At 39.0% G+C, this 17367-nt stretch carries 17 protein-coding genes and 2 pseudogenes; 12 read left to right on the top strand and 7 right to left on the bottom strand.

Annotation, left to right across the window (positions count from 1 at the left end):
• The first annotated feature begins 54 nt into the window (after positions 1-54).
• Complete coding sequence (gene hmpA / locus MKY17_RS02685; protein ID WP_339201324.1) at positions 55-1275, top strand: NO-inducible flavohemoprotein; 1221 nt, start codon at positions 55-57, stop codon at positions 1273-1275.
• Between the two features lie 70 nt (positions 1276-1345).
• On the opposite strand, the pseudogene MKY17_RS02690 reads toward hmpA, so the two are convergent.
• Positions 1346-1447: pseudogene (locus tag MKY17_RS02690) on the bottom strand (IS3 family transposase); the annotation flags it as partial.
• Between the two features lie 59 nt (positions 1448-1506).
• Positions 1507-2079, bottom strand: a pseudogene (locus MKY17_RS02695) (cytosine permease); the annotation flags it as partial.
• 604 nt (positions 2080-2683) lie between these two features.
• On the opposite strand from MKY17_RS02695, the gene MKY17_RS02700 reads away from it, so the two are divergent.
• On the top strand, positions 2684-3136 hold the full coding sequence (locus MKY17_RS02700; protein ID WP_098370435.1) for a helix-turn-helix transcriptional regulator: 453 nt from the start codon (positions 2684-2686) through the stop codon (positions 3134-3136).
• Between the two features lie 139 nt (positions 3137-3275).
• On the opposite strand, the gene MKY17_RS02705 is transcribed toward MKY17_RS02700, so the two are convergent.
• A complete protein-coding gene (locus tag MKY17_RS02705) occupies positions 3276-3632 on the bottom strand; it encodes a hydrolase (RefSeq protein WP_339201326.1) in 357 nt (118 codons plus the stop codon).
• A gap of 189 nt (positions 3633-3821) precedes the next feature.
• Here MKY17_RS02705 and MKY17_RS02710 point away from each other — a divergent pair, with 189 nt between their 5' ends.
• The 8 genes from MKY17_RS02710 (at position 3822) to MKY17_RS02745 (ending at position 12258) form a co-directional block, all read left to right on the top strand.
• Positions 3822-4493, top strand: a complete 672-nt coding sequence (locus MKY17_RS02710) for a hypothetical protein (protein ID WP_339201328.1) — start codon at positions 3822-3824, stop codon at positions 4491-4493.
• A gap of 190 nt (positions 4494-4683) precedes the next feature.
• The gene (locus MKY17_RS02715; protein WP_144550407.1) at positions 4684-5919 is read left to right on the top strand and encodes a trypsin-like peptidase domain-containing protein; all 1236 of its coding nucleotides are present in this window, start codon (positions 4684-4686) and stop codon (positions 5917-5919) included.
• A 264-nt stretch (positions 5920-6183) separates the two neighbouring features.
• Positions 6184-6498 carry a hypothetical protein gene (locus MKY17_RS02720; RefSeq protein ID WP_179891008.1) on the top strand — a complete coding sequence of 105 codons (315 nt, stop codon included), beginning with the start codon at positions 6184-6186 and terminating at the stop codon, positions 6496-6498.
• Positions 6499-7670: 1172 nt separating this feature from the next.
• Complete coding sequence (gene qoxA, locus MKY17_RS02725; protein ID WP_098370439.1) at positions 7671-8600, top strand: cytochrome aa3 quinol oxidase subunit II; 930 nt, start codon at positions 7671-7673, stop codon at positions 8598-8600.
• A gap of 73 nt (positions 8601-8673) precedes the next feature.
• On the top strand, positions 8674-10620 hold the full coding sequence (gene qoxB, locus MKY17_RS02730) for a cytochrome aa3 quinol oxidase subunit I (RefSeq protein WP_098370440.1): 1947 nt from the start codon (positions 8674-8676) through the stop codon (positions 10618-10620).
• The gene (qoxC, locus tag MKY17_RS02735; RefSeq protein ID WP_098370441.1) at positions 10620-11216 is read left to right on the top strand and encodes a cytochrome aa3 quinol oxidase subunit III; all 597 of its coding nucleotides are present in this window, start codon (positions 10620-10622) and stop codon (positions 11214-11216) included. The genes qoxB and qoxC overlap by 1 nt, the downstream gene beginning before the upstream one ends.
• 1 nt (position 11217) lies before the next feature.
• The gene (qoxD, locus tag MKY17_RS02740) at positions 11218-11502 is read left to right on the top strand and encodes a cytochrome aa3 quinol oxidase subunit IV (protein WP_076370787.1); all 285 of its coding nucleotides are present in this window, start codon (positions 11218-11220) and stop codon (positions 11500-11502) included.
• A gap of 306 nt (positions 11503-11808) precedes the next feature.
• Positions 11809-12258 carry a YfmQ family protein gene (locus tag MKY17_RS02745; protein ID WP_339202302.1) on the top strand — a complete coding sequence of 150 codons (450 nt, stop codon included), beginning with the start codon at positions 11809-11811 and terminating at the stop codon, positions 12256-12258.
• 247 nt (positions 12259-12505) lie between these two features.
• Here MKY17_RS02745 and MKY17_RS02750 read toward each other — a convergent pair whose 3' ends face one another.
• A complete protein-coding gene (locus MKY17_RS02750) occupies positions 12506-12796 on the bottom strand; it encodes a BA3454 family stress response protein (RefSeq protein ID WP_339201330.1) in 291 nt (96 codons plus the stop codon).
• 91 nt (positions 12797-12887) lie between these two features.
• A complete protein-coding gene (locus MKY17_RS02755; RefSeq protein ID WP_260398002.1) occupies positions 12888-13745 on the bottom strand; it encodes a DMT family transporter in 858 nt (285 codons plus the stop codon).
• 280 nt (positions 13746-14025) lie between these two features.
• Between MKY17_RS02755 and queF the strand changes: the two genes are divergently transcribed.
• Both queF and MKY17_RS02765 read left to right on the top strand, forming a co-directional pair.
• On the top strand, positions 14026-14526 hold the full coding sequence (gene queF, locus MKY17_RS02760; RefSeq protein ID WP_061461394.1) for a preQ(1) synthase: 501 nt from the start codon (positions 14026-14028) through the stop codon (positions 14524-14526).
• Between the two features lie 203 nt (positions 14527-14729).
• Positions 14730-16076 carry an aspartate kinase gene (locus tag MKY17_RS02765; RefSeq protein ID WP_141992695.1) on the top strand — a complete coding sequence of 449 codons (1347 nt, stop codon included), beginning with the start codon at positions 14730-14732 and terminating at the stop codon, positions 16074-16076.
• Between the two features lie 182 nt (positions 16077-16258).
• Here the strand turns inward: MKY17_RS02765 and MKY17_RS02770 are convergent, their stop codons facing one another.
• Positions 16259-16489, bottom strand: coding sequence for a hypothetical protein (locus tag MKY17_RS02770; protein WP_098370446.1), 231 nt, complete (start codon positions 16487-16489; stop codon positions 16259-16261).
• A gap of 307 nt (positions 16490-16796) precedes the next feature.
• On the bottom strand, positions 16797-17357 hold the full coding sequence (locus MKY17_RS02775) for a nitroreductase (RefSeq protein WP_339201333.1): 561 nt from the start codon (positions 17355-17357) through the stop codon (positions 16797-16799).
• Positions 17358-17367: the final 10 nt, after the last annotated feature.

The following is a 17367-nucleotide window of genomic DNA, read 5'->3' on the forward strand; positions in this document are numbered from 1 at the left end:
ACGGGAATGCTATTTACAGTATATATCCCTGAAATTTGAGGAGGAAATTTTAACATGCTTGATGCTAAGACCATAGAAATCGTTCAGTCAACAGCACCTGTTCTCAAGGAACATAGTAAACCAATAGGAAAGAGATTTTATGAATTACTATTTTCAAAAGCTCCTGATTTGTATAATCTTTTTAACCAAACGAACCAAAAAAGAGGAATCCAACAGGAGGCATTGGGATATGCTGTCTATGCTGCAGGTGAACATATTACGAACCTTGAAGCGATAAAACCGGTAATTAAAAGAGTTACTGAGAAACATCGTGCCATAGGGGTCAAGCCTGAACAGTATCCGGTTGTAGGTGAAACATTGCTTCAAGCAGTTAAAGATGTGTTGGGTGACACAGCCACAGATGAAATCATTGAGGCATGGGGAAAGGCCTATGGCTATATTGCCGATGCCTTTATTGATATTGAAAAAAACCTTTATGAGGAAACAGAACATCAGCCTGGTGGATGGGAAGGATATCGAAGTTTCAATATCGATAAAAAGATAAAAGAAAGTGATGTGGTAACCTCCTTTTATCTAAAGCCTACAGACGGAAAAACCATTGCCTCCTATCATGCTGGGCAATACTTAACACTTAAGGCTGAAATTCCTGGCGAGAAATATACGCACATACGCCATTACAGTCTTTCGGATTCACCTGGTAAGGATTACTACCGAATTAGTGTTAAACGTGAAGATGCCCATGGAGATGCTCCATCTGGAATTGTATCTAACTATTTGCATAAACAGCTGCAAGTTGGAGATATGCTGCAATTTTCTGCTCCTGCAGGTGACTTCGAACTGGATAACACTGATTTACCCGTTGTTCTAATTAGTGGGGGTATTGGAATTACACCTTTGCTTAGCATGTTAAATACCATTATAGAAAAGCAACCACAACGTCAGGTTACGTTTATCCATGCAACAAGCAATAGTCAAACACATGCTTTTAAAGATCATCTGCAACAAATAGTGAATGAACACCAACATATAAAATCATATGTAGTCTATGGTGCACCAACAGAAGCCGATCGAACCTCTGGACATTTTGATAAAGAAGGATACGTGGGTTTAGACTTCCTGCAATCTATCGTTCCATCAAAAGAAGCTAATTTTTATTTCTGCGGACCTATTCCTTTTATGGTAGCAATCAATGAGGCCCTGAATAAATGGAGTGTATCGAAAGACCATATTCATTATGAAGTATTTAGTCCACTCGCTATTTTAGGAGAAGAATAAGTAAACTAAATTTGTGAATAAAAAGGATCTTTCATTGAAGTGAACCCAAAAAGTTAGGCACTTTATTTAATTATGCAGCCTTGAGGGCATGAACCTGGTAATCTACCGGGCTCATGCCTTTTAATTTTATCTTGATTCGTTGATGATTGTAGTAATGGAAATATTCTTCTAGTTCTTGTTGAGATGCTTCATGTCATTTTTGTGCAATGGATTTAGGTTTTTTTCCTTAAAGAGTATCATTCCTATTCTAACTTTCGGTGTGACCTTTAATTTAATAAACGGTTCAATTGTCGTTATCGTTGCCATGAATGCCCCATATAGGTTAAAGACATTTATAGCAAGCTGTCCAAAGATGATTATAAAGAACATGATTAAAGCAAAATTTCCAAACAGGCTGGCCAAATTACCGCCAGAGTGATTAAGGAAGTTAGGAATCGCTATGGTTAAGGTTGCGCCTAATGTCATCATCCATATAGTCCCGATGACTGTGCCAGCGTAACTATACCAAAATGTATGGGCAGTGGGTGTGGTTATCGGTAGATAGCGAGAATAGTCCGGAACGTAGGGGGCATATGCCAATTGCCATGTAGCAACCATACTGACTGCCAACAAAAACACTGGTAAATCTAAATTTCCCATTGCCCAACTGCCTGCCGGAACTTGCAATTGGAAGACTATATATGTAGCTACAATATAAATACAGAGAGACGCCCAGGACAATAATTTTTGCATTTTATGAATTAGGTTATAGCCATAAATGGTGGCCACGAAACAAAGAACATTTAACAGTATTATGCTCCAAGTTTGGTCGATCTTTGTTCAAAGAGCGAAATAAATAAAATGCTTCGTGAAATTAAACAAGCGTGGATTACACCGATATTAATAGTTTAAAAGTCTTGTCCTATACACAAGGCTTTTTTTGAATTAAGGTCAAGAGGTTAATACTTGATATATGTGATGGCAAGATGGCTTATTTAGCTGAAAAATTATAGAATTGAGTAGTTGCTTAACTGGCTAGCCGAGACACTAAAGCCACTTGCTTTGATGAGGCTTGGCAGACAGCCGGCGGAAAGGGAGCAGATTTCTGAAATCAACTGAATCTTTTTAAAAGAAAAAAACTGTAGGCAAAACTCTTTTCTTCGAATTTGTCTACAGTCTGTGAGTGGCTGCTGCTTACATAGCTGCTTTTTTTTATTGCCAAAGTCACTGCCGCTTTTTTTTGACTGTCTGCAATTTCTTTTTAGTTTGAACTTTCTACAGCAGTTCCTGAAAATTAAACTGATTCCCTTGATATATCAAGGTTTTCTTCGGTGTCACTCATAAGTTGCATAGTAATGCGCTTATTACTATCTTTACTTTGCATAATTTATCTCACAATACTAGGAGTAAGAAAGGCGATGAACTCATTATGATTTTTAGCGAACGATTAAAAAAAGAACGGGAAAAAAGAAATTGGTCACAAAATGATCTTGCAGAGAAGATTCACGTGAGTCGCCAATCTGTGTCCAAATGGGAAACGGGAAAAAATTATCCAAGTATTGAAGTAATCATTAATTTAAGTGATTTATTTCAAATTACGGTAGATGAATTATTAAGGAGTGACGAGGAATTGAAAGAAAAAATAATAAGGGAAAGTAAGCAGTTAGCATTTCCAAAAAGGAAAATGTTTTTTGATATCGTGCTATTAATAGGAGCATTTTTGTTAGTGTCTAAATTAACCATTTTTGGTCTTAACAAATTTGCTGGGACCGATATTACAATTTTAAAAAGCATGCCAGTTGTATCGAATTTTTTACCATTAGCTTTGATGGTTATTGGTGGTGTAGGTTCAGACTATTTGAAAGATAAATATGTAGATTGAAAGGAACCTGCGTATAAAACTGTATAATGAATCACAAAATGGAATCTTTTTTCCTTATGTTGGGGGGGAAGGGAGGCTATTTGATTGAACTTGATCATAAAAGAACAGAACCTTTGATTTTAGGTTCTGTTCCTATTTGTTATTTGAACTTTTGCACTTCTTCTTTTCCCTCGAATTTGTTATCTTTCAATATGCCGATTTCTTCAATATGGTTTCGTGCCGCTTCATCCCCTAATTTATAAATGAGGGCATAAAGTCTTTTCATGGCTGCATCGTATTTATCATTTGCCCGGTCATGATGATAGAGAAGGTAGGGCACATGTGAACGGGCATATGCCTCCAGGTCATCTGTCCGGTGTTCCTCCAAGCATTGTTTCAATTCTGCAAGTTCCTCATCAGTTGCGTGTATAGTGAAGCTTGGATTCTCTTCAAGTTTTTGTCCGAGTACGTCGCCGCTGACCAAATCGACATGGTAGGTCTGTTTTTCCTGCATCATTCTGCACATCATCCTTTCAAGCGTTTATCTATGCTGTACCACTATTTGTAAAAAGTTAATCATGAACGTAAACATTTCCTTAATGAAAAAGATAGGAAATAGAGGTATCGGATTTCTTATCAAATGGTTTAAGATGGATTTACAGAATATTATGGAAAAGTGAGGGGTGACATAGTGAAGAGGTCAATCATGGTTATTTTTTTTGTGTTGATTGCTTCAGGCTGCGTAACAAGGAATTATGATTCCAATATGGATTTAGGGAAAAGTCAGTTGAATGAGGAAAATTATTTAGAAGCCCATGAGGCATTTGAATTAGCTTATAAAGAAGCAAAAACACCGGAAGCAAGGGAGTTAATGGATCTTTCAGGTTTTCTGGCAAGTGGGATGAAGAATTACGACGAACAGGATTTTGGTTCGGCCAAAAGCGATTTTGAAAAAGCAACCGCATATAAAGCAAAATACCGGGAAGGTAAACAAATGGTTTCAAAGGGGGGGGAAATGCAGCTGGTATCAAACTCCGCCACGATAGAAACTGTAGAGGGGAATGACGAACCGGTGGAGGAAGCAACTGAGGACGGATCCAAAGTAGAAGATAAGGCGGCAACGGAAACAAAAGGCAAAGGAAGCAAGGATTCGGTCAGTACATTAAGTAAATCTCAGGCGGAGAAGCTTGTGAAGGATTATGTGGACATGGAAAATTTCCCGAATTTGCATATCGAACATGATCATGATTCCGAAAAGGGAGATTACATTTTTCATGTTTTCGAGGTGGATGAACCTAGTCAGAAAAGTGGCCATAAAACCACTTGGGGCTGGTATGGCGTGAATAAGAAGACTAAAGAAGTTTATGAAGTCATGTAAGGATAACTGAATGTTCGGATTAAAGGCCCTTGTAGAGGCCTTTTTATTTTGTGGTGCGGCAAAGTAACAGGATTCGATAAAATTTTAATTTTTTTAAAAAGGTCACCTTATTCTTTATTTTCTTAAGAATTTTTTAATATTTACTGTTTATGATTGAGCCAAGTAAAGGACAATCCTAGGAGGGGTAAAGATGGAGAATTATAATGGTGATGAGCAAGTCAGAGTCAAGGCAGAACGGAAAAAGGGTAAATCTCTTTGGATAACCAGTCTTGTTTCCGGAGCGGTTGCTTCTATGGTTACATCGTCTGTATTTCTATTTGGCGGGGATTTTATAGATCAAGGGAAAAGTTCAGTGAATGAGGCAACAGAAACGGCAGGTGTACAGCAAACGGAAAGTGTTGAAAAGGATAAAAGTGTCACGGCGGAAAAGTTATCGACAAGTACGGATTCAAATGATAGGGCAGAGATGGTCGAATCAGCATCCAAATCAATTGTAGGGGTCGTGAATTTACAGGAGATGCAAAACCAGAACCCGTACCAGCAGCAAAGCACGGAGAGCGAAACGGTTGAGAGCGGCACTGGCTCAGGGGTCATATATAAAAAAGCTAATGGGAAAGCCTATATCATCACGAACAATCATGTTATTGAAGGAGCTAAGGAAGTCGAAATTTCATTGTATGATGGACAAAAGGCAACAGCAGCGGTTGTCGGCGCGGATGCTTTGACGGATTTAGCGGTTTTGACAATTGATGCCTCGAAAGCACCGGAGGGAATTAAATTCGGTAATTCTGATAGCATGCGTCCAGGTGAAGAAGTATTGGCAATTGGCAACCCACTTGGACTTGATTTTTCACGATCGGTTACACAAGGGATCGTCAGTGCGACCGGACGCTCCATTTCAGTCGATACCTCGGATGGGGAGTGGGAACTTGATGTCCTTCAAACAGATGCAGCGATCAACCCTGGCAATAGCGGCGGTGCTTTGATCAACACCGCTGGGGAAGTGATCGGCATAAACAGCTTGAAGATTTCCGAAAACGGTGTGGAAGGCTTAGGGTTTGCCATACCAAGCAATGATGTGATTCCGATTGTTACGGAGCTGATTGAAAATGGGAAAATCACGCGTCCATATTTAGGAGTCAGCTTGGCCAGTATGGAAGAACTGCCGCAATATTACATTCAAAATGTTCCTGAAGCCGTAAAGTCCGGTGTAATGGTGACGAGTATAGAAGCGGGATCGGCTGCGGCGAATGGAGGGCTTAAGCAACAGGATATCATCGTTGAAATTGATGGAACGAAAATAAATACAGCCGCTGCATTAAGGAAGTACTTATATACAGATAAGAAAATCGGCGATAAAGTAAAGGTTAAAGTATATAGGGGTACTGAAGAGAAAACGGTAACGTTAACCTTGCAAAAACCATAGAAAGTAGTTAGCCCCCTGATTAATCATCAGGGGGCTTTTAATTGGAAGTCGAGAAGTTTTTAGTAGTATAGAAAAGGTTAATATAGGAAAAAGTAGATAGTGTATTTGCACTGTTTTGCAGATTTTTCATATAGTCTTGAATACCTAAAAGCTAATAGTAGCACGTTCTATTTGTCAAGGTTTTCATTGTGAATATGTTAAAATATAGAAAAGATTTGACAAATTTGTGAAATGTCATAAAATAGAAAGAAAGGGGATGAAATTATGGAAGCTAATCAGAAGATGTTAGATGCAGTGAAATGGGTATCGGGCACAGGTTGTGTAATCGGAATTATTATTTTTGCTTTAAGTTTCTTTGTAAGCGATTACAATAAAGATTATATATTTACCGCCGTTGGAATCGCCATCACACTAAGCGCAGCTGCAATTTTTCTAGTTGGTATATTTTTTGTCCTGACAGAAGAAATGGTAATGAAAACACATAAAGGTGAAAGAATTGTACCGGAAACGACTAAAATCATAAAAATGAAGTCAAAGGCTAACACTCAAACAAAAAGAAGTACAGAATTCAGTAACTAAAACGAGGAATATAGCATAATGAACTTGCATTCTATCATCAGATTTACTAACATGGATGAACGCCTGTCTAAAGAATTTGAGTCAAAGTGATCCGAATGATTGAATGCGCTTTCATTTTGTGGAGGACTTGGATTAATTATCAGTTGGCTACTTTTTAATTCAATACAATATACTGCACTCGTCATGTACCAAAAAAATATTTCAAGTAACCCTTTGTATTTGAAATACATACGATGTGCTTGGACATTCAAACCAAACTGCCTGAACGCCAGGAAGTTTTCACTTTGATTTTGAACTATATCCACGAGAAAAGGACACTTTTAAAAAGTCCTTTTTTTGTGGTTTTTTTATGCACTTTTCCTTGAAGATACAAAAGGGATGTCGTTGATTTTTGAGTAGTGAGTTTCCAAAAGCCGGAGTTTATTGAACCACCAAATGTACTTTTTTGTAAAATGGTTTCTGTCCTGTCCTACAGATATTGATAAACAACTTGACTAGTTGTAACTAGTTTGACTGACCCCTGAATTACTTCACCCAAGACTACTGCTATACGGCTGTTTAGGAATACTGACAGGGCAATAAGTATTGCGAGGAGAATAAAGCCAATTACATTTCACACTCGTTATTTCCTTATATATATATAATATTGACCAGTGTAGGATCATAAGGGTATGGAAGCATGGAAACAACATCGTGTACAATGCGGCTACCATTTACCAACTTCCATGGCCGAGTTAAAAAAATCCGCTATAAATCATGTTTTCCAACGATAGAAACCTAATTAGCAGGATAGGTAATTTAATTCATAATCTTTATAAGTCTTGAGGCAATAAACGCGGTGAATATAATGTGAAAAATTTATTTCATTATATTAGAGTAATATTAAACGGAAAGTGATCGATACTGTCAGCAATCCTGTACTGATAAGTGAATTTTCCATAGGTAATTTATTAAACAATTATTATATTTCATTTGCTGAAGATTTTCGAACATTTCTGTTCATTTACCATCTTCTTACTGCTCTTTATTGAACTTTATGTGACAGATGTCACTTTATATTGTCTTTTTTTACACTTGGGATTAATATTGGTATGTCGGGTTTTTGAACATGGTAACACTTTGTCCGAATAATTACCAATTGGAATTTTATTATGTAAGAAAGGGGTAGTACTATGAAAATAAAATGGGCTCTATTAACTATACTTTTTACAATTGCCACTGTGCTAACCGGTTGCGATAACCCATTAATGGTCTTGGACCCTAAAGGGCCAGTAGCTGCAACACAAGCAGATGTTATTATGATTTCGATATGGACAATGTCCTTTGTCGTCCTTGTCGTTATGGTACTGTATATCTTCATGATAATGAAATATCGTGCTTCCAAACAACGTGATGATTATGAACCGCCTCATATAGAAGGAAGTAAGGTTCTTGAAATAATTTGGGTTGCGATTCCAATTTTAATCGTCGCTTTCCTATCCGTTGTTACTGTTAAAACAACAAATGAAGTTGAGGCAACACCTAAAGGGTACGGAGATCAAGAACCTTTAGTTATTTACGCTTCATCTTCCAACTGGAAATGGCATTTTAGTTATCCGGAAGAGGATATCGAAACGGTCAACTATCTGTTTATACCTACTAACCGACCAATTGAATTTAAACTTTACTCATTCGGTCCAATCTCAAGTTTCTGGATTCCGCAACTTGGAGGACAAAAATACGCGATGTCGGACATGGTTAATACGTTGCACTTAGCAGCTGATGTACCAGGTGAGTATATGGGTCGAAATTCAAACTTCAGTGGTTCAGGTTTTGCTCAGCAAACGTTCAACGTTAATGCACTGTCTGCAAAAGAATACGATAAGTGGGTAGATGAAATTAAAGCTACTGCTAAACCGATTACTGAGAAAAAATTCAATGAATTATTAAAACCTGGTCATGTGGGACAATCCACTTACACGGGAACTCACTTAGAGTTTTCACCAGCTCCTGAAGGGGAAAATGCTGGTCATGACCACGGATCTTCTGATACTGAAGAAAATGATTCCAAGGATTCACACGAGGAACATTCAGAACACAGCAACACGAGTCATGATCACTAAGAATTAATTTCGTTCGATAAAACAACTAGGTTTACAAGATAAGGAATATTTTCCTGAAAGGAGTCACAAAAGTATGGATTACTTTGATCGATTTGCCGTACCTCATCCAAGTCCCGCGATTTATGCATCCATGGTTGCCATTGGCTTAACCATGATTGCGGTTGTTGCCGGAATTACCTATTTTAAAAAATGGGGTTACTTATGGCGTGAGTGGTTAACAACGGTTGACCATAAACGTATTGGTATCATGTACATCTTGGCAGCACTGCTTATGCTTTTCCGTGGTGGCGTCGATGCTCTTATGATGCGTGCTCAAACGGCTATTCCAGATAACGGTCTTTTGGATGGACAGCATTATAATGAGGTATTTACAACACACGGGGTCGTCATGATCCTGTTTATGGCTATGCCATTTATCATTGGGTTAATGAACATTGTTACACCATTACAAGTTGGAGCGCGTGACGTAGCATTCCCACGTCTGAACGCGGTAAGCTTCTGGTTATTCTTCATGGGGGCAATGCTATTTAACATCTCTTTCGTAGTTGGTGGTTCTCCTGATGCAGGCTGGACATCTTACTTCCCGCTGGCAAGTAATGATTTCAGTGAATCAGTCGGTTCGAACTATTACGCGATTTCACTTCAAATAGCAGGTATCGGTACATTAATGACTGGTATCAACTTTATCGTAACCATCTTGAAAATGAGAGCACCTGGCATGAGCTTAATGAAAATGCCAATGTTCACATGGTCTATCTTGATCACTAACTTCATTATCGTTTTCGCTTTCCCTGTATTGACAGTGGCACTTGCGTTGATGACAATGGATCGTCTATTCGGAACTCAATTCTTTACGATGGCCAATGGCGGTAGCGATATGCTTTGGGCGAACTTGTTCTGGGTTTGGGGACATCCTGAAGTTTATATAGTAATTCTTCCGGCTTTCGGTATTTACAGTGAAATCATTTCGACATTTGCACGTCGTAACCTGTACGGGTATAATTCAATGGTTATCTCCATGGTAGCTATTTCTACACTATCTTTCATTGTATGGGCTCACCATTTCTATACAATGGGTCACGGTGCAATGGTTAATGGTATCTTCTCGATTACCACGATGGCAATTGCCGTCCCGACTGGTGTTAAGATTTTCAACTGGTTGTTCACACTTTGGAAAGGTAAAATCGTATTTACCGTTCCAATGCTATACTCTTTAGCTTTCATTCCGATTTTCACGCTCGGTGGGGTAACAGGGGTAATGCTTGCCATGGCAAGTGCTGACTACCAATACCATAATACAATGTTCTTAGTAGCTCACTTCCACTACGTTTTAATCCCTGGTACTGTATTTGCCGTACTTGCTGGTTTCACGTACTGGTGGCCAAAAATGTTCGGTTTCATGTTGAGCGAAAAAATTGGAAAATGGTCGTTCTGGTTCATTATAGTCGGCTTTAATGTAACTTTCTTCCCGATGTTCATCACTGGTTTAGATGGGCAGGCACGTCGTATGTATACGTACTCTGAAGCAACAGGATATGGCCCATTGAATATGCTCTCTTTCGTTGGAGCGATTGGTTTAGCAATAGGTTTTGCACTTATTGTGTACAATATCTATTGGAGTACTCGTTATGCATCAAGAAATATCTCAAACGATCCATGGGATGCACGTTCTCTAGAGTGGGCTACACATACGCCAATCCCTGAATATAACTTTGCAATTGTGCCAACAGTTGATTCTACAGAAGCATTCTGGGATTCAAAGAAAAAAGGCTTTAAATTATTTGGCGGAAAAGTAGAAAAGATTCATATGCCAAATAACAGTGGCGTGCCGTTTATCATGAGCTGTATCTTCTTCGTTTGGGGCTTTGCATTGGTATTCAGCATGTGGATCATTGCAATCATTGCAACGATCGGTATCTTTGCTTGTATGATTCACCGTTCATTCGAAAAAGATCACGGACGTTACATCTCTGTTGAAGAGATCGAAGAAACTGAAAATAAATTGCGAGGTGCTAAGTAATGAAAATAGATAACTCGCTGCCACTAGAATATAGCACGGAAGAAAATCGCTTAAAGATTTTTGGATTCTGGATTTTCCTGGGAGCAGAAATAGCTCTTTTCGCTACACTGTTCGCCACTTATTTTGTCTTAGTTGGTGGTACTGGAAATGGTCCAACAGGGGAACATCTTTTTAAAGTCCCAACACTAATGTTTCAAACAATCTTTCTTTTAACTAGTAGTTTTACCATAGGTCTTGGAATCAATGCAATGAGACTTGGCAGGCAGAAAGCAACGATTGGTTTCTTCATTATCACCCTTATTCTTGGTTTAGGCTTCTTAGGAGTCGAAATTTATGAATTCGTGGAGTATGTACATGAAGGAGCAACGATTCAAACAAGTGCTTTCTTATCTAGTTTGTTCACACTACTAGGTACGCATGGAGCTCACGTTACACTTGGTTTATTCTGGGGAACCTTCATCGTCATGCAGATTAAAAAACGCGGTATGACTCCACAGACAACAAACAAGGCTTTCATCTTTTCACTTTACTGGCATTTCTTGGACGTTGTCTGGATTTTCATCTTCAGTTTCGTCTACCTGAAAGGAATGATGTAATATGAAAGAATTATTCCCACGGGGCCAAGTTATGGGATTTGCTTTTTCGCTAGTTCTGACTTTGGTCGCACTATCAGTTATTGTGTTTGATCTCTCACTTAAAATGGCTGTGATCATCCTACTTGTTACAGCTTTCATGCAAGCAGCACTTCAATTCGTTATGTTCATGCATGCAGGAGAGTCTGAAGATAAAGCATCGATTTACACAAACGTTTATTACGGATTGTTCGTTGCATTGGTTACAATTTTCGGTACATTGCTAACAATGGTTTGGGGATATCAATAATCCATTCCGGAAAAACTGGGCGTCTTGATGACGCCCAGTTTTTTGTATTTAATTAATAATATACCGCTCTATCCACTTCATACTTTGAAGATGTGGATGAACTCATTTTGTTTAGTATTACCATTTCGGTACATTATATTTATAAAAGAAAAATCTTTCCCTTTCGAAGCGCGGCCGTGCGTCCAAGTGCAATGTTTTACAAAAGTAAAACGTTAATAGAACGTACACATTTTCTAAGAAAAACTGTCAGACCTTTTGATATAATAAGCGATATAAGTATTTATAAACGTAGCGGAGATGATGAAATTGACATTGCCGGTCTTGATTTTGACAATTATCTTAAGTTTGTTAAAAATATTGGTTTCCTGTCTTCCGACCGATGCAGTTAATTGGATTATCAGCAAATTTAAAATACACTCAGAAATTAGTGACGAGAATGCGATCGTAACCTTAGACGGAAAACGTTTGGAAGGTGAAGAAAAAATTCAAGTCATTAATTATTTTAATAATGCTAGATTTTTGAAAAAAAATCATATATTTCCGGGGAACGAGCAATTGTTTTTACATCCAGAGAACAGTGGGACTCCATTGGTCATAGATACTAAAAGAAGCAAAAAGGATGTTAGGTTATTTGTGTACATTTACAATGACCATGTGGATGTAGTTAAACAGTACAAAAAGAAAGTCATTTCTTATAGCCTGCTTTCAGATAGCCTCCAAGAGCGTTCCATGCCATTAATAAGAAATTTAGTTTAAAAGAACATTAAAAAGACGGTCCTTAAAAAGACCATCTTTTTTTATAAGTCTTTTATAATGTAATCCTTAGGTACAACTCTAAATTACTTGTTATTCAGATTAAGAGGTTAACGTACACACTGACGTCTCAATTTTAGTTTATTTTGGAAAAAGCAATTAAAAGTGAGGGAATTGCTGTAAGAGGTTCTTTAATCGCGCATATGAAATGGTATTAAAAAAGCAGGTATCTATTGCGATGCCTGCCTTTTTATGCTTTCCATTGTTTTTCAACTTGATGAAGCGCTTGTTGTAAAATTACTTCATGATCTGTATCCGGTTTAGTAAGTACGTTAGTTTGATAAGATTTCCCTTGAAAATCAACTGTTACTGTAACTTTTACCATTATGCATCTTTCCTTTCCTAATTCAGAATTAAATGAGGTGGTTGTACCTATTTCTTTAATACCCGTGGCAGAGGATTTTTCAAACATTTCAAAAGCGGTAAAACCTAACGAATTAATATTCAAAATTATCTGATATTTTTCAGGAAGTGTCAACACTTTTTTTTGACCACTCTATTCCCCGGCAAAATACAAAAACGACCTGGCTTGTACTCATGACAGCCAGGTCGTTTTTGTAAATGAACTAAATTCATATTTTAGTCAAGATAATGCCGATTAATGCTGCAAGTACGCCGGCAATTTGATAGTTTTTTAGTTTTTCCTTGAATAAATAACATCCTGCGAATACGACAACTAAACAGTTCAGGCTGACGACAGGGAAGATGATGCTTGCGATGCCAGTGTTCAACGCAAAGAAATAACATCCATAGCCTATAGTGCTTAAAAGGCCTACTAAGGAACCGATTTTGACTTCCTGTAGCTTGATTTTTTCCTTTTTAAAGGCCAGAGCCGAAAGAAGATAAAGAGTTCCGCCTCCATACATTGATACCAGGATATCAAGGGAATTTAAATGAAGACGTGTTGATGTCGTCATAAGAATGCCGAGCACACCAAAAGATAAAATGGATAATAATGTGTGCATCATCCAAGGGACATATTGATGGTTACCTTTAGCATTAGGTGTATACTGAATGACTAATGTAGCGAGAAACATGCAGACGATTCCAGTCCACTGCAAAGTAGAAATATGTTCGTGAAAAATTAAAGCTGCACAGAGAATGGGGAATATTGCATTCGCTGCGATTAATGGGGATGTCAAGCTTGCCGGCCCTTTTTCAAAGGCGCTTGCCATCTGGATATTACCATTAGCGTTCAGTACCCCAATGGCTCCACCAAGCATGATGGACAGCCAGTTAAACTGTAAACCATCCACAAATACTCCATAAAATATGGCCAAAATAAAAGCTGAAAAATAAAAGAAAAATTGGATATGTACTTTTGAGTAACCCTTTCCGCTACTCCATTTAAAAATGCTGTTATTGATTCCGAAACATAAACTAGTGATGAGGGCTGCAAAAATCCACATTGACGTAATCTCTTCCTTCATGTAGGATAAACTTCTTCTACATTTTAAGCTGAATGCATGCAGGAATCAAACCAAATTTAAAAAGTATGATTGACAGATTAGATATTTTTTTCTATATTTACTATGACAATTTTAAAATATTTCCCGATAAACGGGAGAGGTTCATAGCATCACCCTCTTAAAAAAACTATGGCTTTGATATTTTTCGCGAATCAACCATATCTTTGAGGAGATATGGTTTTTGTTATATAGAGGCCCATTTTATGAATCTCCCTGAAACGTGGGATTAGGAGGACTTTTAATGTCTGGAAGAAAAGAAGAAGAATTAAAAAAAGATATCACACTGCTTGGGAATCAAGGAACAAAATATACATTCGACTATGCGCCTGAAATCCTTGAGTCATTCGATAACAAGCATCCGAACCGGGATTATTTCGTCAAATTCAATTGCCCGGAATTCACTAGCTTATGTCCGATAACGGGCCAGCCGGACTTTGCGACCATCTACATCAGCTATATTCCAAGTGTGAAAATGGTGGAAAGCAAGTCTTTGAAACTTTATTTATTCAGCTTCCGCAATCACGGTGATTTCCATGAAGACTGCATGAACATCATCATGAATGATTTAATCGAATTGATGGATCCTAAATATATTGAAGTCTGGGGCAAGTTTACACCTAGGGGCGGAATTTCCATCGACCCTTACACGAATTATGGGAAACCAGGTACGAAGTATGAGGAAATGGCGGATTACCGCTTGATGAACCATGACCTATACCCGGAAACCGTGGATAATCGCTAAAGAATAGGAGAGACAATGGGCAAATGCCCGTTGTCTTTTTTAGTTTTTTAGCCATTCTCGATCAATGGTCTTGTCTCTTTGTCCATTTTAAAAATACAAATGTCCTCCTATAACGGAATTTCCACTTGATTGTTTCGAGAAAAAGCGTAATAATAGGGAGAGCTAATTATGACAGAATATTTACGAAAATAGGGGATGTCGAGATGAAAGTTGCGAAGTTTGGTGGAAGTTCACTTGCGTCAGGTGAACAGTTGAGAAAGGTGTTCGAAATTGTTGTTTCTGATCCAGAGAGGAAAATTGTAGTTGTTTCAGCTCCAGGGAAACGCAATTCCGATGATATAAAGGTGACGGATTTATTGATTGAAGCTGCGGAACAGCAGCTGCGCGGGGATAACGGAGAGCATTTGATAGAAGATGTCGTATCCCGCTATGCGAGCATTGCTGAAGAACTGGATATATCCGAGAGTGTCATCACTGGGATCCATGAAAATTTAATGTCACTGTTGCATGCAGACCAGACTAACCCGAAGCGCTATTTGGCTGCCTTGAAGGCCAGTGGCGAGGATAATAATGCGAAGTTGGTCGCGGGTTATTTCCAAAGCCGCGGGGTAGAGGCGCAGTATATAAATCCGAAGAAGGCTGGCTTGATCGTAACGGATGAAGGTGGATTTACCAAGGTGCTGCCAGAGTCTTATGATCGGTTATATGCTCTGCGTGATGAGCCTGGAATCGTAGTATTCCCAGGGTTCTTCGGTTATACGTTAGATGGTGATGTTTTAACCTTCTCAAGAAGCGGTTCCGATATTACGGGTTCGATTCTTGCGAATGGGGTCAAAGCTGATTTGTATGAGAACTTTACGGACGTGGATGCCGTTTATGCAGTGAATCCAAATGTGGTTTCCAATCCCAAGGGAATCCGGGAATTAACTTATCGTGAAATGCGTGAGCTTTCTTATGCAGGTTTCTCGGTATTTCATGATGAGGCGCTGATTCCAGCATTCCGTGCGGGAATACCTGTCCATATCCAGAATACGAACAATCCGGCGGCACAAGGGACCCGCATTGTGAGTACACGGGATAATACGAACGGGCCGGTCATTGGTATTGCAAGTGATAAAGGATTTTGCAGCATTTACATTAGCAAATATTTGATGAACAGGGAAGTTGGTTTTGGCCGGAAACTGCTGCACATCCTCGAAGATTATGGAGTTTCATATGAGCATATTCCATCAGGCATCGATGATGTGACGCTTATTCTAAGGCAGGACCAGATGAAGGGTGAAGCCGAGAAGAAAATCATTTCACGGATTAAGAAAGAGCTTCATGCTGATGAAGTGAATGTGGAGCATGATCTTGCCTTGATCATGGTTGTAGGGGAAGGAATGCGCCATAATGTCGGTACAACGGCAAGAGCGTCAAGAGCCTTGGCCGAAGCAAAGGTGAATATTGAGATGATTAACCAGGGCTCTTCGGAGGTAAGCATGATGTTCGGTGTGAAAGGGCATAACGAAGAGACGGCAATTCAGGCATTATATCACGAGTTCTTTTGAGAATAATAGTTCAGTGACCTCCTTTTAGAAGGGGGTTTTTTGTTAGTAATCTTTTAGTCACTATACATACGGCTGGACTTTTCATCTGGTTCTTTATGAAAGTGGCAATGACCGTGTGGGGATAATCATTCCAAGCTAACAGACGCGCTGTAGAGGGTCAGCGTGTCTGTTTTAATTCAATATTACCCATTTGTCAAGTGGCTAAAGCAATTGGAGGAGAACGGAGTTGACGCTCTTGAAACGGATAAAAAGGGGCGTCCAACCTCTGAATACATATCTTTCACCAAATCATAAATGAAAGAGGTGTCAATGGCAGCATCAAGTTTACGAGCCAAATGATTCACTGGCACCAATTGATTTAAAGTAATCACTTCGAGTTGATCTTGCTGAATAGAATCATGTTTAGAAAGCATCCTTATCACCTCAACTTTAATACTTCTATATAATACAAAAAAGACTGTAGGAATAAGATCTATATGTTTAAAACAAAGTTGATTGAAGTGTAAGGTGCGAGACTCCTGCGGGAAAAGCTCGTCTAGGGAGACACCGCATGCGTAAGCCGAGGAGGCTCCCGGACCGCCCGCGGAAAGCGAGTGCCCTACGTTACAATCCACGTTCAAATTGTAAAGGCCATAAAAAAACTGTAGACAAACTCGATTTTCATCGAGTTTGTCTACAGTCTGAGCCTTCTAATAGAAGATTGGAGGCTTTCCTTTTATGTTAGTCCATAATTGTCAGGAGTTGATCGATCTCTTTCCTTGGACGTGGAGTGGGGATCATATCGGGATAGCCGACGTGAAGGCTGCCGACGATCTTCTCGCCGGGTTTCACGCCTAAAGCTTCACGAAACTCCATGCTGTGTATCATGCCGTATGTTTCCCATATCATCCCAATTCCTTGTTCCCAGGCAAGCAGGCTGAAATTCTGGATCAATGCACTTGTGGCCGCATAATCTTCTTCACGTGTCATGGGATTCGGATTCTCTTCCATGATCACCGCGACAAACATCGGTACACTTATAAGTTTATTATATCCTCGCTGACCGGCCGCTTTTTTCTTTTCAGGGTCCTTCTCTTTGCCTGCCATGAATGCACTGGTTGCTTCCGCGAGTTTTAAACGGCTATCACCATGCACCACGACGAAGCGCCATGGTTGGGTCATTTTATGGTTCGGTGCCCATGTTGCAGTTTCCAATAATGATTGGATGGTATCAATAGGAACAGGAATGTCCTTAAATCGTTTGATGCTGCGCCGTTCTTTAATGATATCTTCTAGTTTCATGATCATCCTG

The sequence above is a fragment of the Peribacillus sp. FSL P2-0133 genome (genome assembly GCF_037975445.1).
In the GTDB taxonomy this organism is placed as follows: Bacteria; Bacillota; Bacilli; order Bacillales; family DSM-1321; genus Peribacillus; species Peribacillus simplex_E.